General features: G+C 51.4%; 19 protein-coding genes. 7 read left to right on the top strand and 12 right to left on the bottom strand.

Annotated features, from left to right (window positions below; all coding sequences use genetic code 11):
- Positions 1 to 60 precede the first annotated feature (60 nt).
- A complete protein-coding gene (locus tag ABEW73_RS05355) occupies positions 61 to 993 on the top strand; it encodes an ArsR/SmtB family transcription factor (protein WP_430162223.1) in 933 nt (310 codons plus the stop codon).
- A 136-nt stretch (positions 994 to 1129) separates the two neighbouring features.
- On the opposite strand, the gene fhuB is transcribed toward ABEW73_RS05355, so the two are convergent.
- From fhuB to ABEW73_RS05335, 4 genes are all read right to left on the bottom strand, one after another.
- Positions 1130 to 3235 carry a Fe(3+)-hydroxamate ABC transporter permease FhuB gene (gene fhuB, locus ABEW73_RS05350; protein ID WP_430162221.1) on the bottom strand — a complete coding sequence of 702 codons (2106 nt, stop codon included), beginning with the start codon at positions 3233 to 3235 and terminating at the stop codon, positions 1130 to 1132.
- Positions 3232 to 4266, bottom strand: coding sequence for an ABC transporter substrate-binding protein (locus ABEW73_RS05345; RefSeq protein WP_430162219.1), 1035 nt, complete (start codon positions 4264 to 4266; stop codon positions 3232 to 3234). The genes fhuB and ABEW73_RS05345 overlap by 4 nt, the downstream gene beginning before the upstream one ends.
- 314 nt (positions 4267 to 4580) lie before the next feature.
- A complete protein-coding gene (locus ABEW73_RS05340) occupies positions 4581 to 6350 on the bottom strand; it encodes an oleate hydratase (RefSeq protein WP_430162217.1) in 1770 nt (589 codons plus the stop codon).
- Between the two features lie 112 nt (positions 6351 to 6462).
- A complete protein-coding gene (locus tag ABEW73_RS05335; RefSeq protein WP_430162215.1) occupies positions 6463 to 7029 on the bottom strand; it encodes a TetR-like C-terminal domain-containing protein in 567 nt (188 codons plus the stop codon).
- A gap of 402 nt (positions 7030 to 7431) precedes the next feature.
- Between ABEW73_RS05335 and ABEW73_RS05330 the strand changes: the two genes are divergently transcribed.
- The 3 genes from ABEW73_RS05330 (at position 7432) to ABEW73_RS05320 (ending at position 10622) form a co-directional block, all read left to right on the top strand.
- Complete coding sequence (locus ABEW73_RS05330) at positions 7432 to 8949, top strand: flavocytochrome c (protein WP_430162213.1); 1518 nt, start codon at positions 7432 to 7434, stop codon at positions 8947 to 8949.
- Positions 8950 to 9068: 119 nt separating this feature from the next.
- Positions 9069 to 9380: an ArsR/SmtB family transcription factor gene (locus ABEW73_RS05325; protein WP_430162211.1), complete on the top strand. Its 312-nt coding sequence runs from the start codon at positions 9069 to 9071 to the stop codon at positions 9378 to 9380.
- Between the two features lie 117 nt (positions 9381 to 9497).
- Positions 9498 to 10622: an NADH:flavin oxidoreductase gene (locus tag ABEW73_RS05320; protein WP_430162209.1), complete on the top strand. Its 1125-nt coding sequence runs from the start codon at positions 9498 to 9500 to the stop codon at positions 10620 to 10622.
- A 450-nt stretch (positions 10623 to 11072) separates the two neighbouring features.
- Here ABEW73_RS05320 and ABEW73_RS05315 read toward each other — a convergent pair whose 3' ends face one another.
- Both ABEW73_RS05315 and aroC read right to left on the bottom strand, forming a co-directional pair.
- A complete protein-coding gene (locus tag ABEW73_RS05315) occupies positions 11073 to 11201 on the bottom strand; it encodes a hypothetical protein (RefSeq protein WP_430162207.1) in 129 nt (42 codons plus the stop codon).
- A gap of 15 nt (positions 11202 to 11216) precedes the next feature.
- The gene (gene aroC, locus ABEW73_RS05310; RefSeq protein ID WP_430162205.1) at positions 11217 to 12275 is read right to left on the bottom strand and encodes a chorismate synthase; all 1059 of its coding nucleotides are present in this window, start codon (positions 12273 to 12275) and stop codon (positions 11217 to 11219) included.
- 109 nt (positions 12276 to 12384) lie between these two features.
- Between aroC and ABEW73_RS05305 the strand changes: the two genes are divergently transcribed.
- On the top strand, positions 12385 to 13269 hold the full coding sequence (locus tag ABEW73_RS05305) for a LysR family transcriptional regulator (protein WP_430162203.1): 885 nt from the start codon (positions 12385 to 12387) through the stop codon (positions 13267 to 13269).
- A 232-nt stretch (positions 13270 to 13501) separates the two neighbouring features.
- Here the strand turns inward: ABEW73_RS05305 and ABEW73_RS05300 are convergent, their stop codons facing one another.
- The 3 genes from ABEW73_RS05300 to ABEW73_RS05290 are packed head-to-tail and all read right to left on the bottom strand — an operon-like array spanning position 13502 to position 17536.
- Positions 13502 to 15757: an FAD-dependent oxidoreductase gene (locus ABEW73_RS05300; protein WP_430162201.1), complete on the bottom strand. Its 2256-nt coding sequence runs from the start codon at positions 15755 to 15757 to the stop codon at positions 13502 to 13504.
- A gap of 57 nt (positions 15758 to 15814) precedes the next feature.
- The gene (locus ABEW73_RS05295) at positions 15815 to 16642 is read right to left on the bottom strand and encodes a carbohydrate ABC transporter permease (RefSeq protein WP_430162199.1); all 828 of its coding nucleotides are present in this window, start codon (positions 16640 to 16642) and stop codon (positions 15815 to 15817) included.
- Positions 16643 to 16654: 12 nt separating this feature from the next.
- A complete protein-coding gene (locus ABEW73_RS05290) occupies positions 16655 to 17536 on the bottom strand; it encodes a carbohydrate ABC transporter permease (RefSeq protein ID WP_430162197.1) in 882 nt (293 codons plus the stop codon).
- Positions 17537 to 18104: 568 nt separating this feature from the next.
- Here ABEW73_RS05290 and ABEW73_RS05285 point away from each other — a divergent pair.
- Together ABEW73_RS05285 and ABEW73_RS05280 are read left to right on the top strand one after the other, a co-directional pair.
- Complete coding sequence (locus ABEW73_RS05285) at positions 18105 to 19013, top strand: IS3 family transposase (RefSeq protein ID WP_430206379.1); 909 nt, start codon at positions 18105 to 18107, stop codon at positions 19011 to 19013.
- A 23-nt stretch (positions 19014 to 19036) separates the two neighbouring features.
- Entirely contained in the window at positions 19037 to 19429 is a 393-nt protein-coding gene (locus tag ABEW73_RS05280) for an IS3 family transposase (RefSeq protein WP_430206378.1), read from the top strand.
- 80 nt (positions 19430 to 19509) lie between these two features.
- Here the strand turns inward: ABEW73_RS05280 and ABEW73_RS05275 are convergent, their stop codons facing one another.
- From ABEW73_RS05275 to ABEW73_RS05265, 3 genes are all read right to left on the bottom strand, one after another.
- A complete protein-coding gene (locus ABEW73_RS05275) occupies positions 19510 to 20844 on the bottom strand; it encodes an ABC transporter substrate-binding protein (RefSeq protein WP_430169458.1) in 1335 nt (444 codons plus the stop codon).
- A 152-nt stretch (positions 20845 to 20996) separates the two neighbouring features.
- The gene (locus ABEW73_RS05270) at positions 20997 to 21809 is read right to left on the bottom strand and encodes a response regulator (protein WP_430169460.1); all 813 of its coding nucleotides are present in this window, start codon (positions 21807 to 21809) and stop codon (positions 20997 to 20999) included.
- Positions 21810 to 21879: 70 nt separating this feature from the next.
- On the bottom strand, positions 21880 to 23664 hold the full coding sequence (locus ABEW73_RS05265) for a sensor histidine kinase (protein WP_430169463.1): 1785 nt from the start codon (positions 23662 to 23664) through the stop codon (positions 21880 to 21882).
- Positions 23665 to 23862 lie beyond the last annotated feature (198 nt).

The raw sequence follows: 23862 nt of genomic DNA, 5'->3' as shown, positions 1-23862 counted from the left end.
ATATATCGAATTTATTGTACACTTGGAGTCACTACAGCTATTCAGTAAAGGATGGGGATTATGAACGAATCGAAGCTGGAAACCAACCGTTATCCGGCATCCCGGATCGTGGAAGTAGCCAAAGCCCTATCCAGTGATGTCCGTGTCCGCATCCTTGAAGCGCTCGGCGATAAACCGATGAGTGTCGGTCAGTTGGCGGAGGCGCTTGGGATTGCGCAGCCTACGGTGTCCATTAATGTCCAGATGCTGGAGCAAGCGGATCTGATCGTCTCATCGCAAGGAGCGAATCGGGAAAAAATCTGCGCCGTCACCTGCCGCTCCATTTTTCTCGAACTCCCCTCGAAGCCCGGCGAGGGGCTGCAGCGCACGGAAGAAATCCACATGCCAATCGGCATGTTCTCCCACTGCTATATCGAGCCAACCTGCGGTATGGCAGCTCGGGACGGATCTCTGATCGGATCGCCGGACGATCCGCGCGCCTTTTACATGCCGGAACGAACGGACGCTGCGCTGCTCTGGTTCTCGGGATCAGGATATATTGAATATTATTTTGCGAATCCTATGCCGCCCGGAGCGGCTCTTGATGAACTCCGCATCCGCGCGGAGCTTAGCTCCGAGGCGCCTTCCTTTCAGCAGGATTGGCCATCCGACATCACCGTTAGCATCAACGACCTCCCTGTAGGCACTTGGACAAGTCCCGGTGATTTTGGTGATCGCAAGGGGAAACTCACCCCGGATAAATGGAGAAGCGGCAGTGAGTACGGCATGCTGACGGAATGGCGCGTAACCAAGCAGGGCAGCCAGGTCAATGGCCACGAGTCCAGCACTACGAACATCGATTCGCTGGAGCTTGCGTTTAACCGGCCCATTCGCGTCCGCTTTGAAGTGAAGAAAGACGCTGAGCACCCGAACGGCCTGAATCTATATGGTTCGGGTTTCGGAGATCATCCGCAGGATATCATCCTGTCTTTTGTGCGGTACACGGATGCCTAACAGCAGACCACAGCCAGAAGAAGCAAAGCACGGCAAATCTAATAAGCAACCGAAGAAAACAAACAAAAGGCTATCCCATGCCACCTCTCTTGGCGACTATGGAATAGCCTTTTTGGATATTTAATTATTACGAAGGTTATTTCTTCTTCAGCTTATTGGTTTTCCCCATCAAATATAACAGGTACGGAGCACCCAGAAGCGCGGTAACGATACCCGAAGGCAATTCCTTCGGAATCATGACCACCCTCCCGATCCAGTCTGCGCCAGCCAGCAAAATTCCGCCGAGCAGCGCCGCGATGACCATCGATTGCCGATGGCGGGCGCCGACCAGCATCCGGGCGGCATGCGGCGCAAGCAGTCCGATAAAGCCGACCGAGCCGACATTGGCTGCGGCAATCGAAGCCAACAGCACCGCAATGATGGCGACATACATCCGGGTATTCCGTACATGAAGGCCAAGACCTGTGGAGCTTTCTTCGCTGAACGTCAGCAGATCCACCTTCCGCCCGAGCCACGCCGCCAGAGGCAGCAGGATCAGAATGGCAGGAACAATCCGCTGCACCTCCGTCCAGCCCCGGTTATACGTGCTTCCCGCCATCCAGGATAATGCGGGGGCTACGTCGACCTTGGCATGAATGATCATCAGATTGATGATGGCAGAACCAAGCGCGGCGACGGCAATGCCGACCAGCGTAAGAATTGTCGGATGTAGTCCTCGTTTCCAGGACACCGCGTATACCAAAGCGGCTGCAGCCAACCCTCCGAGAACCGCTCCGACCGGTACCCAGCCAGCCGACAATTGCGGAAAGCCTACCATCAGAAGCAGTGCGCCCGCACCGGCTCCGCTGGTCACTCCGATCACCTGGGGATCCCCCAGCGGATTCCGGACCGCATTCTGCAGAAGACTGCCGCTGACGGCCAGCGCCATGCCGGACAAACCGGCTGTGAGCAGCCTGGGCAGGCGGAAATCCAGCAGAATCTGGCGATACATCGACTCGCCGCCTCCCGTGAGCACGACCAGCACTTCCGTGAAGGGAATACGCAGACTGCCGCTCATCAGGCTGAATACCCATACCAGCACCAGCAGCACACTGAACAGTGTTACCAAGGCCGGATATGGCATCCGGCGCAGGCTCGTGCCCGCCATGGCCGATCCGCCGGAAGACCCGCGCCCTCCGATCAACGAGCGGGATACCCGCATGGCAAGCCAGATGAGGCACGGGGCCCCGATCATGGCCGTAATGGCCCCGACCGGAAGCTCACCGTAGGCGTTTATGAACATCCTGGCCACCGTGTCGGCCCCGACGAGCAGAGCCGAACCCCATAAGGCAGCCAGCGGAATTAACCCCGCATGCCGGACGACGCCGGACAGGCGGACCAGATGAGGAGCGACCAACCCAATAAAGCCGATCGGACCGACTACGCTCACGGTTACGCAGGCCAGCACAATGGCTGCCCCCATTGCAAGCAAGCGGGTGTTGCCGACTTTTTGGCCAAGGGAACGTGCCGACTCTTCATTGAGGGTCAGAATGTCCCACTGGCGAACCGCCAAACACAGCACGATCAGCCCGCCAACGATCCACGGCCATGAAAAAGCTACACCATCCCAGTCATTCTGAATAAGCGAGCCGGAGCCCCACAGAAAAATCCCCTGCGTCGTTTGCTGGTTCAGCAGCACCAGCGCACTCGTAACGGAGGATAAAACCAGGGTGACAATCATCCCGGATAATGCAATCCGCAAGGGCGAGCCCTGCGTTTTTCCCGCCAGGGCATAGACCGCTACAGCCGCCAGTGTTCCCCCTGCCACAGCCAAAGGAAGGGCATACTGATGCAGCAGTCCCGGCCAGAAGATCATCCCCGCCACGACGGCCAAATAAGCGCCGGCATTCACGCCAAGCGTTGTCTCCGATGCCAGCGGGTTGCGAGTGACGGTCTGCATGAGCACACCCGACACCGCCAAGGCCGCGCCCGATAATAGGCCCATCACTGTTCGAGGAAGGCGCACACTGCGGATGAGATGATGATCTGCAATATCCTGAGGAGACACCAAGGCCTGGACCACCGTTTTGACGGATATATCCGCTAGCCCTTGCGTCAAACTGATAAATGTGAGAAATAACAGAGCCACAAGGCCTCCTGCCAGCATCCATAACGGCTTCCAGCCCCTACCTGAGGAAACGGGTGGGGCTGGATGGATGCTCACCGGCGCGGAGCCTTGTCCCAGTTTCTTGCCGAGGCTCATTTTGTGAGCAGATCAGCTGTCTTCTGGGCCATGGTTTGGGCAGACAATGGGCCGCCGTATGGCCACATGTCACCGCCAAGTGCATACACGCGGTCTTCTTTAACAAAGTTCAGACCTTTCCATACCGGATTGTCCTTCAATTGGTTCTCGATGACGTTATCGCTATCCTGAATCATATGCAGGAAATTCGCATCCTGAAGGGCAGGCAATGCCTCTACGTCCCCAGTGGTAAATCCATAAACCTCAAATTGATTAGGCTTATGGGCATTGGTTAACCCGATGTGCTCCAGAATTTTGACGGCCAGTGAATTGTCCGTCGAAATCCGGAACGTCACCGCATTCTGGTTACTGTACCCCATCGCCAGCGCAAATGGTTTTTCCGTTATACCGGCAGCTTCAAGCTTGGCTTTGGCGTCGGCATAGGTTTGATCCAGGTCGCTAAGCACTTTTGCGGCTTCGTCTTTTTTGCCAAGCACGTCAGCAATCGTGTTGAAGGTATTAACCATCTCTTCATATTGGTCCCCTTGTCCCTCGACCGGATATGGATCAAACACCAAGGTAGGCGCGATGCTGTTGTAAGTATCATAGCCAGCTTCAAGATTCGATTTCAAACCGATGATCAGGTCCGGCTTCAAGGAAGCGATAAGCTCGAGATTCGGCTCTTGACGAGTGCCGACATCCGTCACGTCCGCTCCGATCTCCACCGGAATGTTTACCCATTGGTTCATCCCCTCAATATCTGCAATGCCGACGGGCTGAACGCCGAGCGCAAGGACATCCTCCGCATAAAGCCATTCCAGCGCCACGATACGCTTCGGAACGCCCATAATTTTTGTCTCGCCCAGGGCGTGCTTGATGGTTCGGGTCTCCGGCGTGGCTTCGGCGTTGTCCCCACCCTGTGCGGCCCCCTGATCCGAATTCTGTGCTGCGGTAGAGCCACCTTCACCATTGGATGCCGCGCCTCCGCCGCAACCGGCCAAAACCAAAGCAAATATCAATACGATAAACACGAGACCCTTCATACTGCGCATTGAATTTCTCCCCCTCATACCCTCTATGTATTGTAGACATTGTTTATTAATAATAATTATTGAGAACAATTATCATTATCAATACTCAGCACAATGATAATTATTCTCAATAAGATTGTCAATAGAATTTATGAAGATTGCCTGAACCATTCATGAATCCCCCCTTCTGCCATGAATAATAAATAAACACGATAGATCTCCTGAGGCCATAAGGACCAGGGATCTATCGTGTTTGTTTTTTTCCCTACAGCGCACCAATCTTGGATTGGTGCGCTCAGTGGTGTTCCATGTCATCTTTGACAATGGGACTTTGGCTAAATGATGTTATACCGCTTCAGTAAATCTTCGATAACGGTTCCGGAGACTTTTTTCAAAGCCTGCTTTTCTAGTAAGTTCATGATCAACGGAAGCTTCAAATCGGTTAGTTTTTTACCGTCCATCATTTTGGAAGTGGAGTCCAGCAGTACACGGACATCGTAGCAGGAGCCGAATACTTCAGGTACGCCACGGTCTACGTTTAATAAAGTGTACACAGCTTCCATTGCCGTTCGTACCGAATATTCGGTTGTAAATACGGTGTCGCGCACGGTGTCGGCAAACTGTCCGATAAACGCGAAGTTGACGCAACCATCCGGAACTACTTTCGGCCGATCTCCTTCTGTTCTTGGCATGAAGAATGACGTAATATAAGGCATCATGGTTGGGATGCAGCGAGCAGAGTTGGCAGCCATGTCCGCAATTTCATGCTCAGGCACACCCATATGGTACAGCCACTCCATCGTAATTTCCTCGCCGGTACATTCTCTCATCGGCTTCTTGACGTAATCGCCCGGAACATCGGTGAATAATCCATACACCCATACCACAAGCTGATCCTTCGGCTGCTCTTTGAAATGCGGTTGACGATTTAAAGTGTAACTCATGAGCCACTTGGAATCCTTTACGGACACGATGCCGCCGGTAACGACCTTTCCGCTGAACGGGTCGCGTTTACAGATTTTTTCGATATAAGGCGGAATTCTGTCATCAAGGGTCGTAACGGTTGCCGATTCCCAGTTGGTCGCTTCCGTATTCGTGCAGAATTTATCGGGGCGCCCAAAGGATGGATCCTGCTTGGCGATATTTCTCCAGAGCTCCCAGCAGCCGCCTGTGGTACGATTAAATTCGGCCGCGCGATGATGGTCGCCAGAAGAAGAGTTTTCCGTGCAGCTGCCATTTGTCACAAAGACCAAATCATCTTCCGTCAAGTCGATATATTCCTCTTTGCCAGCACGGCGACATACCATTTGCTTGGCAACCTTCTTATTACCTTGAATATCAAATACTACATTCGTGACCGTTGTATCATATTGGAAATGAACGCCATGCGACTGCAAATATTTTATCATTGGCAGAATCAATGACTCATACTGATTATATTTCGTAAATTTCAAGGCCGAAAAATCAGGCAGTCCGCCAATATGGTGAATGAATCTTTGGATGTAAAGTTTCATCTCTAAAGCGCTGTGCCAATCTTCAAAAGCAAACATCGTTCTCCAGTAAAGCCAGAAATTCGAGGCAAAGAAATCCTCCGTGAATACATCGGTAATTTGCTTATCATACAAATCTTCGTTCCGAGTAAAGAATAACTTCACGATTTCCATCGAAGCTTTTTCGCTCAGAGCAAATTTTCCATCCGTATGGGCATCCTCGCCACGGTTAACCGTAGCTCTCATTAGAGAAAAGTTCGGATCTTTCTTGTTCAGCCAGTAAAACTCATCCAAAACCGATGCGCCTTCAATTTCAAGAGACGGAATGGAACGGAATAAATCCCACAAGCATTCAAAATGATCTTCCATTTCCCGTCCACCGCGAATAATAAAACCTTTATCGCTGTCATGAATTCCGTCGCAGGCACCTCCGGGAAGACTAAGCTCTTCCAGAATATGAACCCGTTCTCCCTTCATTTGGCCGTCACGCACAAGGAAGCACGCAGCTGCCAGAGAACCTAGACCAGCTCCAACCAGATATGCTGATTTTTTGTCGACATCGACCGGTTTTTCCGGGCGGGCAAACGCTTCATAATTTCCATTGCTATAATACATTCCAGTCACCTCCGAATTGATTCTAGCAACTACATCATAAGAAAATATTCGGAGGTCTCCCATAGACAATGTCCGCCTAATGTCAAAACTTTCGACAAAAGCCTAATATTGTCTAATGATCGTGGTACAATTTAAACTTTTCAAGTGCGAAAAAAATATCCCCTTGAATCAAAATGCTTAGCCGGTCCACAATCGCAGCGGGCTCTTCCTTCATCCCTTTAGCAATCCAATCCAGCATCAGCCCTACAAACGCATATTTATAAAAGTCAGCGATAAACGACTTATCATCATCCCTGATCGACATCGTAACAGCCTTTTCCTCAATAACCCCAATCAAAAGATGATAGGTTACGTTAAATAGGTACCTTTCCAGTTGCTCTCGTTTAATCGAATGATAGACGCTCGTCACAAACGCCTTGTTTTTCAGCACATACTCCAATATTTGCAATAGGCCCTGCTGCCACGTGTCATACGTTTTCTTGCCATCCAACGCTATGGTAGCCTCGCTTGTGCAAATCCACTCCACAAGATCATAAATATCCTTGAAATGATAATAAAACGTTTGGCGATTTACTTCGCAGTCCTCAACGATATCAATAACGGTTATCTTATCAAGCGTTTTTTTCTCAAGCATTTTTTTTAGCGATAGGGCAAGCGCCTTTTTTGTTGTTTGTGCCATAAAACCCCTCCAATCAAGAACGTAATCATCCACAAAGGCAATTATCAGATTATACATCTTCATTATAAAGGAACTCAACGCGAAAAAGCGGTATCCCTATGAGGCAAAATAAATTGGAAATACGCAGAAGTCGAGAAGATCGTAACTCGGTGGCATCGTTATCAATAAAAACCCAATACCTATTGTGAAATAATTCACCACTTAATTGACTGCTCTATATTACAATGAAGTGGACCTAACGAGGCTGACCAGAGGGAGGCAAACGGGGAAGATCTGAAATTCGAAGAGTAAAGGCCACGCTCACGTTCCCTTTCGCTCTCGCTTTTCTACGTTACGACCTCCTTTTTCGTTTGGCTCTTTATGGTCAACTAAACAGATACGGAGAAAATGGAGGGTTACACAGTGAAAAAGAAAGTTGCAGCAACGCTTATACTCATTCTCTCTTTCATGCTCGCCATCGCGGGATGCGGCAGCGGGAACCAGGATCAGAGTCAGGACACCGAGAAAAAGGAAGAAGCCCAGGAAACAGCCGTTTCGGGTGCGTCCCAAACCGGTTATACGCCGATCGATCAGCTCAAAGAAAAGTATGATATCATCATCGTCGGTGCAGGTGGAGCCGGTATGTCTGCTGCCCTTGGGGCAAAAGATAAAGGCATGAACCCGGTCATTTTTGAAAAAATGCCGATTGCCGGCGGGAATACCATAAAATCATCTTCAGGCATGAATGCCTCCGAAACCAAGTTCCAACAAGAACAGGGCATTAAGGACAACAACGATTTATTTTATGAAGAGACTTTAGAGGGCGGTCATGGAACCAACGACAAAGACATGCTTCGTTTCTTCGTTGACCATTCGGCAAGCGCGATCGATTGGCTGGATTCCATCGGGATTCGGTTGAACAATATCACCATTACGGGCGGCATGAACGAAAAACGCACGCACCGTCCTGAGGACGGCTCGGCGGTAGAATACCTTGTCAACGGACTGGTGAAAAATGTACAAGAACAAGAAATTCCACTATTCGTCAATGCCAAGGTAACGGATATTACAGAAAAAGACGGCAAGGTAAACGGTGTCAAAGTCATCTTCAACGAGAATGACGAGAAAAATATTGCAGCGGATGCCGTCGTTGTGACAACCGGCGGTTTCGGAGCCAATATGGACATGATTTCCGAAGTTCGGTCCGATCTGAAAGATTACGTGACCACTAACCAAGTAGGCAGCACCGGTGACGGCATTACCATGATTGAAAAGCTCGGCGGTACAACAGTCGATATGGATCAAATCCAGGTTCACCCGACGGTGCAGCAGGCGAAATCTTATCTCATCGGGGAAGCCGTTCGGGGAGAAGGGGCCATCCTCGTGAACAGCCACGGCCAACGTTTTACAAACGAGCTGGATACCCGGGACAACGTCACAGCCGGCATCAATAAGCTTCCTGAAAAATCGGCTTATCTTGTGTTCGATTCCGGGGTAAAATCCCGCGTCAAAGCGATTCAGCAATATGAGAAAATGGGCTTTGTCATTCACGGTGATTCGATCGAGGCTTTGGCCAAAGAAATGGGCGTTCCAGCTGATCAGCTTAAAGCCACACTGGATACATGGAACAGCGCGGTAAAGAACAATAAAGATACCGAATTCGACAGAACAACAGGCATGGATAACGACTTGTCCGGGGCGCCATACCATGCCATCCAAATCGCCCCCGGTATTCACTACACCATGGGCGGCGTAAAAATCAACACGAACACAGAAGTTTTGGATAAAGACGGCAAGCCTATACCAGGATTGTTTGCAGCCGGTGAACTAACAGGCGGATTGCACGGTCAAAACCGGATCGGTGGCAACTCTGTTGCCGAGATCATTATTTTCGGCCGCCAAGCCGGCATCAAATCAGCTGAATTTGTAGGAGCACGGTAAGCTGTAGTCTGCATCCTTCATACGGCAAAACAACAACGCTTGGTCTTGTTCTGATCTTCCGATAGCCATCTTTTTAAAAACCATATTTACATTTCTATAAAAATAGATATAATGAGCATATGGATACCTTACAAACCATCAAAGCACTATCAAACGAGTCCCGGTTTAAAATCCTGGAGTGGCTGAAGCATCCGGAGGAACATTTTGCTCCGCAGGAGCACATGCCTTCTAAATGTGATTTTCAGGGCGGTATCTGCGTGGGCTCCATTTCGGATAAAACAGGACTCGCTCAGTCGGTCGTTTCTGGATATCTGGTAAAATTGCAAAAGGCCGGTCTACTGGAATCCCATCGAGCGGGCCAGTGGACATATTACAGACGTAATGAGGAGGGCATTCAGCGTTTTATCGAACAACTCAAGAAAGAGCTTTAGGCTTAAAAAGCAAATTCAAATTGAAGATTAAGCTTAAAAGCTCTTTCTTTTTATCATATATATCTATTTTTATGAAAATGCAGAAAAGCATATTAAACATATTGGAGGATTCCATACATGACCAACCAAAATCAAAACGTCCGATCTACAGCATCCCTATTCGAGCCATTTACCATCGGTAACCTTACTCTTTCGTCCCGCGTGGTGATGGCCCCTATGACGCGCGGGTTCTCCCCGAATGGCGTTCCGGGTCCGGATGTGGCCGCTTACTACCGCCGCCGTGCGGAGAATGGCGTCGGATTGATCATTACCGAAGGAACACTGATTAACCACCCAGCGGCTACCGACAGCCCCAATGTGCCTAATTTCCATGGTGAAGCCGCATTGAACGGTTGGGCCGAGGTGGTTCGTCAGGTCCATGAAGTTGGCGGTAAGATCATGCCGCAAATTTGGCACATCGGCATGACAAGACCAATAGGTGCCGAGCCCAATCCGGAGGCACTTCCGATCGGACCATCCGGACTTGACCTGGACGGCAACATCGTCACGAAGCCGATGACCAAGGATGAGATCGAGCAGGTCATTCAGGCTTATGCCGATGCGGCTGCGAATGCCAAGCGCATTGGCTTTGACGGGGTAGAAATCCATGGTGCTCACGGATACCTGATTGACCAATTCCTCTGGGAAAGAACGAACCAACGTACCGATGAATACGGAGGTGACATGCTGAAGCGTGCCCGCTTTGCGGTCGAAGTGGTAAAAGCCGTACGTCAAGCGGTGGGTCCGGACTTCCCTGTTGCCATCCGCTTATCCCAATGGAAGACGACCCAATATGAAGCCAAGCTGGCGGATACGCCTGAAAAGCTGGGCCAGTTGTTAACCGCGCTGTCTGACGCTGGAGTTGATATATTCCACTGCTCGACCCGCCGCTTCTGGGAGCCTGAATTCGAAGGTTCTGACCTGAACTTTGCTGGATGGGCCAAGAAACTGACAGGAAAAACGGTCATCACCGTCGGTTCTGTCGGCCTCGACGAAGTGTTTACCAGCCTCTTCACCCAAGGTAAGGGTGCCGGCCAGAAGGACCTTGAGGAGCTGCTGAGCCGCCTTGAGGAACATGAATTTGACCTGGTTGCCGTAGGCCGTGCCCTGCTGGCCGATCCGGAGTGGGCGGCTAAGGTTCGAGACGGACGTTTCGACGAGTTGGCACCATTCACGCCGGATTCCTTGAAAACTCTGGTTTAATGCGATTTCAGTCCTCCCCCCCTGGACTTAAAGCCGCATTGAATCTTTAAATATAAGAAAAACGTCTATCGATGTGCTTTCACAGTAGACAGACCGCATTTATATAAGCTGAACTAAAGATTCTCAGCCCGAGCATCACTACGAATGCGGATTATTCTTCCGATCGCTGTTGCCCCCAGATTTCTATCAATCCATTAAAAATGGTTGAAATCCGGGTGCAAAGGCGACCGCTACCGCTTCTCCAGAATAATTCCGCCTTCTCCGTTGAGGTTTCTTCTTTTCATTAGTTCAATCTATATAGCGGAAGTTTTTCTTCGAGATAAGGAGCTAAGCCTCGGATGTTATACTTTCTTATCTCTTAAATCAAAAACCGGAAGAAAGACTTCAGTCTTCTTCCGGTTTTTTGCTGTATCATAACCAGCTCTTACCGCTGACTTGGGCAATAGGCTGCTAATGGGGCGGCCCCAGCCAGTTCCATTCAACGGAACGTTCCCGAAGAATTGAGACGTGGCGAACATACTGCCGGAAATACCCAATGGCTGAAATGAGACGCAGCTGATACTCTCGGGCCGGCATCATCCAGATGGTCCCCTGCTATTCGTCCTGCAGGGCGGCTTGACGCTTGTAATGATCCTCGATTACCATGCAAGCCATCGCTTCGATCACGGGTACGACGCGGGGACAGATGCATGGATCGTGCCTGCCGATCGTCGCAATTTCCCGTTCGTTGCCGTCTACATCGACCGTCTGTTGAGGGATAGAAATGGATGAAGTCGGCTTTACGACGACTCGGAACACAATGTCCGCTCCGGTGCTGATACCACCGATGATCCCGCCGGCATGGTTCGTCCGGAACCCTCCCGCGTCCATCTGATCGTTGTGTTCGCTTCCCCGCATAGAGGCCGCTTGGAAGCCCGCCCCGAATTCAATGCCCTTAATCGCGCCGACAGACAACATAGCCTTCGCCAACTCGGCGTCAAGCTTGTCGAATACAGGTTCACCTAGTCCCGCGGCAATGCCGCTAATTCGGCATTCGACGATCCCCCCGCAGCTGTCGCCCTCTTCGGCCAGTCGTTCGATCCTCTCGATCATGCGAACGGCCGCTTCAGGATCACACGCACGAACGGCATTACGTTCGATAGCATCGGCGTCGAATTGCTCGCAGCGGATGCCACCAATCTCCGTGGTATAAGCCATGATGGAGACGCCCCGACGTTCCAGAAGCTTGCGCGCCACGGCTCCTGCAGCCACTCGCGCAGCTGTCTCCCTTCCCGAAGCTCTTCCGCTGCCGCGATAGTCGCGGATCCTGTATTTCTTCTCATAAGTGAAATCCGCATGCCCGGGCCGGTAGGTCGCTTTGATTGTATCGTAAGCCGACGGGCGCATGTCGGTGTTGTTAAGCATGATGCACAGTGGTGTCCCCGTCGTTCGCCCCTCAAAAAGACCGGATAAAATTCGTATCTTATCGTATTCCTTGCGAGGAGTTGTAACGGAGGATTGCCCTGGCCTTCTTCGATCCATCTGAATCTGAATGTAGGCCTCGTCCAGCTCAACGCCCGGTGTGACACCCTCCAAAATGACGCCTACCGCTTCTCCGTGTGATTCCCCGAACGTAGTCATTTTCAACCGCTCTCCAAACGTACTTCCTGCCATGTCCATACCTCCCGAATACTTTTGATTCCTTCTCCTTCAGTTTAGAGGTATATTTGAAATAAATGAAATCGTAATATTGGAGAGCTACCATAGAGAGGATTGATGACAAATGATCGCAAACACGGAATGGTATCGAGTGTTCCTGCATGCCGCAGAGACTTCCAATCTGACGAAAGCTGCACAAAACCTCCATATGACACAGCCTTCTGTGAGTTATGCCATCAAGCAGTTGGAAGAAGCGCTCGGCGTAGGGCTGTTCGACCGGTTATCCAAGGGCGTCCGCTTAACGCAAGAAGGTGAGGCCTTGTATCAGCATGTCCGGCAAGCATTCGACGAACTCGATTCAGCCGAACGCCGCTTGAAAAGGCTTCAGCAGTTCAGCGAAGGCAGACTGAGGATTGGCGCGAACGGAGCCATCGTGAAGGACTTTCTTCTCTCCTTGCTCGACCGATTCCATGTCCGCTATCCCGACATCCGTATTCAGCTGTCACAGGAGCGGACAAGCAGCATTTTGGAGCGCTTAAAGAAAGGCTCGTTGGATCTCGGCTTTGTTCACCTGCCCGTATCGGATGAAGAGATCAAGATCATCGACTCCCATGCCTCCCCTTATTGCGCCGTGATCGGAACGGCCTTCGCAGAATGGGCGCGAGAGCCCCTTCGGACAGAACAGTTGGCCGAGCTCCCCCTCTTAATGCTATCCCCCGGCAGCTCGACGCGTTCCTTCATCGAAGGGTGGTTCCGATCACAAGGAGTGGAAGTTGAAGCCGACTTCGAGCTGAACAGCCTGGATATGTTAGCGGAATTTGCCGAGCGTGGTTATGGAACAGCATTCTTGCCGCGGGCCTTTGTCGCTTCTGGCATCTCGGACGGTTCCTTGCTAGAGCTTCGAACAGAAACGCCATTACCGGATCGATATATCGGTGTCGCTGTTCGGAAGCAGGTATCGCCCTCGATGGCTGCAGGGGCATTTTTGGAGTTGCTGCAGCAGAATTGACGTTCTTTCCGTCGAAAGAGATCAGCAGCATCATCTCTTATGAATACATGTGCTTGCCTACAGCAAGACACCTTTATGATCCTTTTGGGTGACCTCTTACTATGCGGTTATTTCAAGACGGACCGAAATGCCAATGAGCCACGGTCGGCCTTTTGAGGGCTCGTCGAAATTCACAAACGAAATAAGGCTGGCACCTGATGAATACAGGAGCCAGCTTTCATTTTTTTACAAACTAGCTGTAAGCCCTCACTTCGATAACCTCGGCATATTCCGAGCCGTTCGTGCTCACCACCACCAACCGAAGCGCCGTGCTCTGAACGGGTTCCTCTAAACGGTGGACTCTTTTCCGGCGGCGGTTATGTGCCTCCGAGGCAAGCGTCATCCAATTCCCTTCCGAATCCAAGGCTTCTAATCTGTAGGCACAGACCAGCTCAGGGATGATATCAAACGGCGTACGATGATGGTGCAGATTAATCAGATCCTCATTAACGTCATCGTTGAAAATGAGGTGAACCTCACGAATCGTCCGCGCCTCTTCCCATTCCAGCTTCAACCACGGCCTTTCTTCTCCATTCATTTTCTCCGACAACCACATATGCGGGCCGCCGAACGGACGTTTATAGCCGTCAATGACATGTGTGGGGCTGTAAGCGTCCGTGGTGCCGGTCATTCTCAGGCAAAACATCCGGCGAACCCATTTTTTCATGCTCCACTCGACAATGGGCTGGTTGCCATCATGGTCCTCGAGCTCCTTGGACACCTGCGAGGCGGCACCGCGCTCAAAGGCAAGGCATCCGCTGACGGTCCGGGAGGACAGATACAGGCAGAGATCCGGATTGCGACGAACGATGACAAACGCATTCTGCGCTTCTTCCGGCTGCCAATCAACGGGCATGGCTGCCCACTGCTGCGTTCCTGCCTTCACCTGGATCTCCGTCCGGCTCTCCAGCTTGGCGGGCACGTAATTCTCCTTTTTCCCGGTGCTCCAGATTTCTACGGTCAGTTGAGTATCCCGCTTCGCATCGATCAGCCATTCCAGTTCTCCGCACAAGCCGGGATCGGCTGGCATCAGCACACCGATGTCCCGTTCCAGCGCATAAGAGGCCTCCGCCTCCTCGATCGCAATCCTGGACAGGTGGGACGATGCGCTGACCTTGGCGCTTCGTGCCAGATCCCGCGGATCGCGGTTTACCGCCCCGAGCACGGAGGCATCCTGCTTCAGCAGGGTCTGCTGAAGCTCCCCGCTCCGGCTGCGCGACAGCTCGCGCGGCGTGATGCCGTGCTGGACGCACAGCGCCGCAGCCGTGCCGGCCGCTTCGCCCAGGACGGCGCAGGTCGCCATCACCCGCGTGGTGCCAAAGGCCACGTGGGTGGCACTGATGTTGCGTCCGGCGAACAACAGGTTGGTCACGTTCGCCGAGTACAGGCTGCGGAACGGGATATGGTAATTCCCGTCCGCATGCATATGCTTCGAGCCGCTCTCTTCGGCGTACATGCCCTGCGGCGGATGCAGATCGATCGACCAGCCGCCGAAGGCCACCCGATCCTCGAACGGCTCTTGGGCCATAATGTCGTTCTGCGTCAGCACATAGTCGCCGACAAAACGGCGGTATTCCCGCTTGCCCGGCTGGGCGCCGACCCACTCCAGCGTCATATTGTCGGCCTCGAAGTTGCCGGAGTTTTTGATATAGTCCCAAATGCCGTAGATGACCGACCACAGCTCGTCGCGGATCCGCTCGTTGTCATGCACGGTGTCGAGCTCTCCGCCCCATTCAATCCACCAGTAATGGCAGCCCGAGTCGCCGCTGCGGATGACCCGTTTGATCGGGATCGGCGTCTGCGTAATATCCTTGGCAAAGACAGGCGGCACGAATTTTACCGAATGTCCGGCATCCTTTGTGTAGAACAGCAGCGTGCTGCCGAGCGTCACATCGTCCGCCGTCTCCGGTGCCCATTCTTCCCCGTGTTCGCTCCGGGCTTCCCGCCCGAGCCGGTATTTCGCTCCCGCCAGGAAGCCGACCAGCCCATCCCCCGTGCAATCCAGGAACACGGGACTCTCAAACCGGATGCGCCGCTCCGAGCCCATCATCCAACCGGTAACTGATCGGATCTGCCGCGCGTCAGAATCGCCGTCCGCTTCAACCTCGTGCACGTCCGTATTCAAGAACAGGGTTATGTTCGGCTCCGCCCGCACAGTCTCCAGCACGATCAAATCCCATAGATACGGATTGCCGTCCGGATTCCGGTACTGGTTCTCCACGAACATCTCGCCCATAATGCCGGTTTCCCGGGCATAGCGGTTGATCCCGTGGGCCGTCGCTCCGCATACCCATACGCGCACCTCGCTGCTGGAGTTGCCTCCCAGCACGGGACGGTTCTGCACGAGCGCTACTTTCTGTCCGAGTCTAGCGGCAGCCACCGCAGCACATACCCCTGCCAAACCACCGCCAATCACCGTAATGTCACTTACTACCGTTTCGTTTCTCATGATCCGACTCCTTTCATTTTCGTCCAGCTCATGTACGGACTTGACCTGGATTATGGGCTATCCTTTTACAGCCGAGCTCGCCACGCCCTGAATGATATATTTCTGACCGATCAGGAACACAAGAATCATCGGGATGATGCCTGCGGTCGCCGCCGCCATCATGCCGTTATAATCCACCGTATTTTCCAGAATGAAATTTTGGAGTCCCAGCGGAACGGTGTACAGATCCTGATCGATCAAAAACACCAAGGCATTCTCATAGTCGTTCCAGTGCCAGGAGAAATCGATAATCGCCAGCGTGGCCAACGAAGGCTTCGCCATCGGTAGAATGATCCGGGAAAAAATGCGAAAATGTCCTGCTCCGTCGATAAAGGCAGCTTCCGAAATTTCATGCGGTACGGAGAGGAAAAACTGCCGCATCATGAACACTCCGAAAATCGTGAATACGCCCGGTAGTATAAGAGCCCAATGCGTGTTGTAAATACCGACCCAGTCGAACATGATGAACTTCGGCACAAACAAGACCTGAGGAGGGACCATCATCATCGACAAATAAATCATGAACATGGCATTCCGTCCCTTGAACTCGATCCGGGCAAAACCGTAAGCCGCTAAAGCGGACAGCAATACCGCTCCAACGGTGCTGATCAAGGCGACTTTAAGCGAGTTGAGGTAGTAGTGGCCAAAGCTGTTCGCTCCGGTCCACACTTTCACATGATGATCCCACATGAATTGAGCGGGAATCCACTTAATCGGGTATTGGAACACTTCCCCCGGCAACTTGAACGAGGTGCTGATCATCCAGAGGAAAGGAACGATCATGATCACGCTGAAGAACAGCATAATGAGCGTGATGATTATTTTAATGTATAAAGCTTTGGTCATATTCCTTCCTCCTTAATAGTGAACCCAGCGCTTCTGACCGATCCATTGAATGACGGTGAAGATCATGATGATCAAGAACAGCGCCCAGGAGATCGCGGATGCATAACCCATTTCGTAGTAGCGGAAGGCGTTCTGGTAAATGAACAGGGACAGCACGGTGGTGCTGTTGCCTGGGCCCCCTTGCGTAATGGCTTGAATAATCCCGAACTGCTTGATGGTCATAATGAGCCCAGTAATGAGCAGAAGGAAGGTTGTAGGGCTGACGAGCGGCCATAGGATGCTGCGAACGGTTTGCCAGGCGCGGGCCCCGTCGATTTTGGCAGCCTCCAGCAGTTCCGTCGAAACCTCTTGCAGCGCAGCCAGGTAGATGATCATGTTATAACCGAGCATGAACCAGATCCAGATGATGTCGATGGCATACATGGAGGAATCCATGGTGGACAGCCATCCCGGGGGATCGGTAATGCCGAACGACTTTAGAATGCCGTTAATCGGGCCGTTATTCGGATGGAACAGCAGCATCCATACGAAGGCCACGGCGACGCCGCTGGTGATGTAAGGCATGAAATATAAGGCGCGGAGCAGTTTTTTTAAATAGACCGAGCGGTTCAGAACCACGGCGACGATGAAAGCCAGTCCGATCGATATAGGCACGGATAACAGAAAGAACAGCGTATTTTTGATCGAAATGTAGAAGACCTCGTCACCCAGCATCTTTTGAATATTGGCCAGACCCACGAACTTCGTGTCCGAGCTCATAAATTTGTAGTCCGTAAACATGAGATAGAACGAATACAAGGCTGGCACAATAAAAAACAGCATCACGCCGACCATGTTCGGACCGATAAACAGATAGCCGAGATACTGTTGCCGTTTCATCCAGGATGTTTTCACATAGCCCCACTCCTCTTGGTCTTTTTCATCTCAAGCATAGCAGTCGGGACCAAGCGGGGATAAGGAACAAAACCTTCGAATTTATGCTACAGAAGTATGCAATTGCAGGGCCATGAATTTCGGCGGATCCGTAGTTTTGTTCTATCAGTACGTGCAAAAAAAGCGGCATCTCGCTTCAAGGTAATCGCAACTCGCAAGGGAATCCGAAGAGCGCATAGAACAAAGCCAGGTTATCAACAAAAAAAGCCGCAATTCGTTAGGCGGGCTTTCCATGCAGAGAAAATAGAATCTAATCCGGTTTACCAGGGGCAGCTTAGAAGCAAGGGAGGCCTATAATTGGCAGGCGCCTCCTCCATTCGGGTCATGTCGGAAGAATATGCAGCGGCAGCGATTGTGCGGATCATCCACCTGCTCGCTTTCGCGAACTCATTAGCGAGGGCAAGATGATAGAAAAAGGGGACCCACCGCCTGAACTGTAACCCGCAAGATGGACACTTTGAAAAAAAGTGACCCTCTTGCGGGTTTTGTGTTTTAATCAATTTATCAAAAGTATGTGAGGGTACGGATCATGGGGAAAATCAGAAAAAGTTTCACTGAGAAAGAAATACAGTTGCTGGAGGAAAATCCAAATGTACACCGCGTAACAGAGAAGAATATTACATATTCTCCAACGTTTAAGGTAGCAGCTGTACAAGCATATCAAGCTGGACAAACGCCTTTGGAGATATTCTTAAAGGCGGGTTTTAATACAGATATCATCGGTCAAGCTACACCCAAAAAGAGCTTACTGCGCTGGAGAAACATCTATTCGACTTATGGAGCAGCAGGGCTACTTGAAGATCGTAGAGGAAAAGGAAGCGCAGGCAGACGGCCAGAAAAAGAGCTGTCGGCAGAAGAGAAATTGAGGCGGGCTGAAGCGAAAATCAAGCTTCTTGAGGCGGAGAATGAACTCTTAAAAAAGCTAGAAGCGCTCGAAAGGCAAACCAGTAAGGCGTTAACTTCTTCCGAGCGCTTTCAGCTCATTCATCAAGTTCTCCGTAAGCATGGCTTACAGCGTGTAACCCGTTATCTTTGTCAGATGGCTGAGGTGAGCGCAAGTGGCTATTATCGCTGGTGCAGTGCCGAAGAACAACGCCAGCTTCGAGAGGCTACTGATAAGCGGGATTTTCTACTTATCAAGGAGCATTTTGAGGCCCTGAATGGGAAAGCTGGAGCGCTTGTCATTAAAATGAGACTGGAACGATTGAATAGCGTTGTGATGAACCACAAAAAGATTCGTCGTTTAATGCGTAAATTCAGGCTGGTGGCTGTTATTCGTCAAGCAAATCCATATCGTAAAATGGCTAAGGCGACACAAGAACATCACACATGTCCAAACCTTCTAAAGCGTCAGTTTGATCAAGGTGAGCCAGAAAAGGTTCTGCTTACTGACATCACTTACATACGTTATGGGACTGGGCATATCTGTCCTGTGTAAAAGACGGTGCAACCAGACAGATCTTGTCCCATTATCTGTCTTCTACCTTGGAGCTATCCCTTGTTAAACGGACCATTGAGAAATTGCTCAGTCGATTGGATGGCAATATACATCCTGATGCTATTTTCCATTCCGACCAAGGGATGCACTACACTCACCCCAAAACGCGTCTGCTCATCGCTAAGGCTGGCTTCAAGCAGTCGATGTCTCGAAAGGGCAATTGCTGGGACAACGCTTCAATGGAAACGTTCTTTGGTCATATGAAAGACGAGCTTGACTACAAAAACTGTACGTCCCTTGAAGAGCTACGAGTGTGTGTAAATGAGTACATAACATTTTACAATTCAGATCGCTACCAATGGACATTAAAAAAGATGACTCCTGATGAATTCAGAAGCCACCTAATAGCAGCCTAAGCCTTTTTCAAAAACGTCCACAAAAAGGGTTACAGTTCAGCCCGAAGCGATAGTCCCCTTCTATTGGTGCCGATATCCCCTTATTTGCCCTCTTTTAAAAACGTATTATGCCGGTTTACCATGGCTTCCAGCGTTTGATCGAGCGATTGGGCGTCAAGGAAGTACTTCTCATACTCTTGGGCGCGCATATCCATTACCTCTTGCGGCAGACTCCTTACGTACGTAGGCGTCTTGTCTTCGAACATGACATGCATCAGGGAATCCAGATCATACGTGTCTTTCTTGTCGCCGAGCAGGCTGTTTAACGCCTCTTCCTGATTGGCGTCCTTGGACGCCGGCAATCTTCCGCCCGCAGCCATAGGAGCCATGCCCCCGTCCGCATACCACTTCAGGAATTCCCAAGCTTCCGCTTGTTTTTTGGATTTGGCATTAATGGAGATGTAATCTCCGATACCGCCCCTTGTCACGTAGCTGTCCGCGCTGTCCGATAGTCTAGGTACTTGAGCGAACGCAATGGTGAAGTCGCGGGGGAAATCGGTAAAGTTATTCGAGCTTCGCAGCATCCAAGCCCCAATGTTCAGCATAGGCACTTCTCCGCTCAGGAACACCTGCTCCACCGGCATTTTCGAAGTCAGCTGCTCTCCGAGCGGCGGCGTGGTCTTGTCCTCCTTCATCATGACATTCAGGGTTTCCAGCCATTTTCGGACCAGCGGGTGGTCCAGGTTCGAAGTTCCGTCCGCCTTGGTGTACCCCTCTTGCGATAACACCGAATCAATCGGATCGACGAATGGCTCCATATTTTGAATAAATCCGTAGTTATTGCCGACTTTGAGCTTCTTGGCGTATTCGCGCAGTTCATCCCACGTCCAGTCCTTCGGAACGGGCAGGCTGGCTGCATCAAGAGCATCCTTGTTCAGCGCGACGAAGAATGCGCTCTTCGTGGTAGGCATCCCATAATACTTCCCGTTGATTTTCCAGCTTTCGGCGTCAGGTCCCATTTTCTCATCGATATCGTAATCGTCGAATTGACTACTGAGGTCCAAGGCCAAGTTGGACTCCACTCGTTTGGACGTTTGGGAAAGCGTGTAATTCACGAACAGATCGACATCCTGGCCCGTAATCATCGCCGTATCAAGCTTCAGGTTCCCGTCATCGTCATTGACATAGCGGACATACTCGACTTGAATATCGGGATGCTCGGCGTTCCACGCGTCGATGACCTCTTGCGGTCCCGCCTCCGGCGGCACCCCGCCCCACATGGTTAGTTTGACCGGCTCGCCCGATGAAGGCGCTTTCGAATTATCCGTTCCTTCTCCCTCATTTGCGGATGACGCTGTTTTTCCGCCACAGCCCGCGAGAAGAGCCAGAAGCAGTACGCCGATGAGAAGCATCGTCCATCCATTTTTATTTCTCACATTAGAGACCTCCCCGAGAATCATATTGTTGTGATGCCCTCTCATCGTAGCAGGGAACGGGAGCCGCTTTTAAGCTACATATCCATTCAGATGATGGAACAAAACGATGGAATTCAGGTGCCGTAAGCCCCTATTTCCCGCATGGATTCGTTCTATTGGGGGCCTTTGCGGTGTTGTCTATATTTACTCGGCGTGAAGCCGGTCAGCCGCTTGAAGATTTTAATAAAATAATTGTCGTTCACGAATCCCACACGGACGCCGATCTCGTGAACAGGGAGGTCGGTTTGAAGCAAATACGCGATGGCTTTATCCACCCGGACCTGGTGCAAATAATGAATCAAGGTGCGTCCGGTCTTTTTCTTGAAGAGCGCGCTGACGTAATTTTCGCCCATCATCACGTAGCCCGACATCGATTTCACCGTAATGTCCTGCTCGTAGTGCTCATGGATATACTGCAATATCTTCTGCACTTCCGGGTGCGACGTGATTTCCTTGGGGGAGACATGATGCGCCGGCCGTGACGGCATCGTCTCCGTGGACGCGACCGGAATCGAAACAGGCTGGCTAGGGCTTGGGTGCGGGTTATTCTTGGTCAGCTCAGCATTCATTTTGTGCAGCGTTTCCCGCAGCGTATTCACGCTCATCGATAGCTTCAGAATATAGTTGGATGCCCCGTATTCCATCGCTTGCCGGACATACTCGAAATCACTCATGCAGGTCAGCATCACAAACTTCGAGGCGTACCCTTCTTCCCGGCTTCTGCGGAGTAGTTCCACGCCATCCATCTCCGGCATCACGATATCGGTCAGCACCAGGTCGGGCGGATCCCTGCGGATCATCTCAAGCGCCTCGGCACCGTTGCCTGCCTCTCCTGCCACCTTGAATCCAAGCTCCTCCCACGCGATGATCTCCCGCACGGACTCTCGCACAAACACCTCATCCTCAACCAGCAGCACCTTCCACATAGGTCTCTCCTCCTCACAGCTTTCAATCCGGTTCCAAGCCTACATAGGCCAGAGGCGAATAATCTGCCCGTTATGATGAAATCAAGTGATCGTTCTGATAAGGCGTTGAGATTAACAACGGGATAGAAAATCGAATCCGCGTTCCCCGCTCCGAAGAAATAATCTCCATGCTGCCCTCTTCTTTAAACAGCAGCCGAAGCAGCTCTTGCACATTGCTGAGACCGATGCCCGGACGTTTACGCATCCCGCCCGCCTGCCGGGACTGCTCCATGCCGACGCCATTGTCCTTGATCTCCACCGCCAATCGGTCCGGCCCCTCCCGGGTAACGGTAATTTCAATGAGTCCCTCCTGCTCCGGCAGCGGCCCGATTCCGTGTAGGATGGCATTCTCCACGAGCGGCTGCAGGCAGAGTTTGGGTACAAGCGCATAGAGGATGTCCTCATCATACGCAAAGGTCACGTCAAAACGGTGATTATAACGCACCTGCTGAATATGGACATAGGCCTGCACCAGCTCGATTTCATCCTTCAGGTGCACCAGATCCTTCTCCGTATTCAGGCTCGCCTCCAGCAGCTTGCCGAGAGACAGGGTGATATTCGTGATATCCTCATTCCCGTGGCGAATGGCACTCCATTTGACCGTATTGAGCGTGTTGAGCAGAAAATGAGGGTTCATCTGAGCGAGCAGCATATGAAAATGCACTGCTTCCTTCTGCCTTTCCTCGGCCTTCAATCGCTGAATCAGCACATCCATGTCGTTGAGCATGGAATTGAACGTCTGCGTCAGTTCCAGAATCTCGCCTCGGAACTTGTGCTCCGGCAGCCGGATTTTCAGATTGTTGCGGACAACGGCCTTCATCTTATTCTGCAAATGGGATAACGGCCGGGTAATCGTGGCGGCAATAATGAAAGTCATAATGAGAAAAGCGCCGGTCAGCAGGAAAAAGGTCATGAAATATTGGCGCTTCAGCTCCTCGATCTCGTTAAAGAGCACCGTCAGCGGAATCCGGTTCACGATATACCAGTCCAGCGACTCCACGTAAATATAATTCACCAGGGTGTTCGAAGCTTTGTCGATAAAATACTTCTGCCTAGGCTCGGCTGCAATCCTGGCTTTCACCTCGCTTGTCAGACTGCTGTTCAGGATCGATTGGGATACGTTCTCACCGGCGCTCGTAATCAAAAAATATTCCTGTCGCAGCGTCGACTGCTTCATTACAGATTGAAACCAAAAGGAGTAATCGATGCTGATCCGGGCCATGCCGTACGGCTTGTTGCGGGGAGTTTCCATGTAAGCGTACAGCGACAGCAGGTAAGGGCTCGTGGAGATATCCCTCAGCACGTAATTCGCATCGCTCGAAACCCAGTGATACGACACGCCCTCCATCTGTTCCCTATCAAAGCCAGGGTTGTCCCGCAGCTTTCTGTAATCGAGGGCCTCTCTGGGAGAATATGAAGTGTAAGCGTTACCATGGAAATCGAGAATCGTGAAGTAGACCGACGGATTATACAGGAAAAAGCTGTTGTTCAAATTTTTGAACTTTTCCTCCATCAGGTTTTTGTTCTCGAGTCCTTGTCGCTGCCCGGGATGGGTCAGCACGGAGGCCACCGTCGAATCCTGCTCTAGAAAGATCAGCGTTTTAAAGGCCACGCTCAACTGATCCTCAAGCGTTCGATACATCTGCTCCAGCTGGCTGTGGCTCTGCTGACTGATTTTCTCCTGGACCAAGGTCTCGATCCGCTGGTAGTTGTACAAATTCAAAATGCCGAAAGGCAGCAGTATGACCAGAACGAACGCGGCAAACAGACGGTATTTCAGCTTGTGTGGAAACAGGAATCGTATTCGGTTCAGCACCCTCCCGCACTCTCCTTTTCGCTCGCTTGTTCTTCAATTATATCAGCACGGGTTCGCTTGAGAATGGGAATGCCTGAAATTGCATGGATATGTGCGGTCGATGCCAAGGGCAAGCGCAGTGGATGTGTAGATTTGTTCTATTTTGTTGCTCAGGTGCGTATATCGGGTGGAGGAGCAACGCGTTCGCCTTTAAAATCG

The organism is Paenibacillus lautus (assembly GCF_050482385.1).
Taxonomy (GTDB): domain Bacteria; phylum Bacillota; class Bacilli; order Paenibacillales; family Paenibacillaceae; genus Paenibacillus_AQ; species Paenibacillus_AQ lautus_B.
The sequence above is the reverse complement of the archived record's forward strand: the minus strand, read 5'-3'. Positions and strand labels throughout refer to the sequence as shown.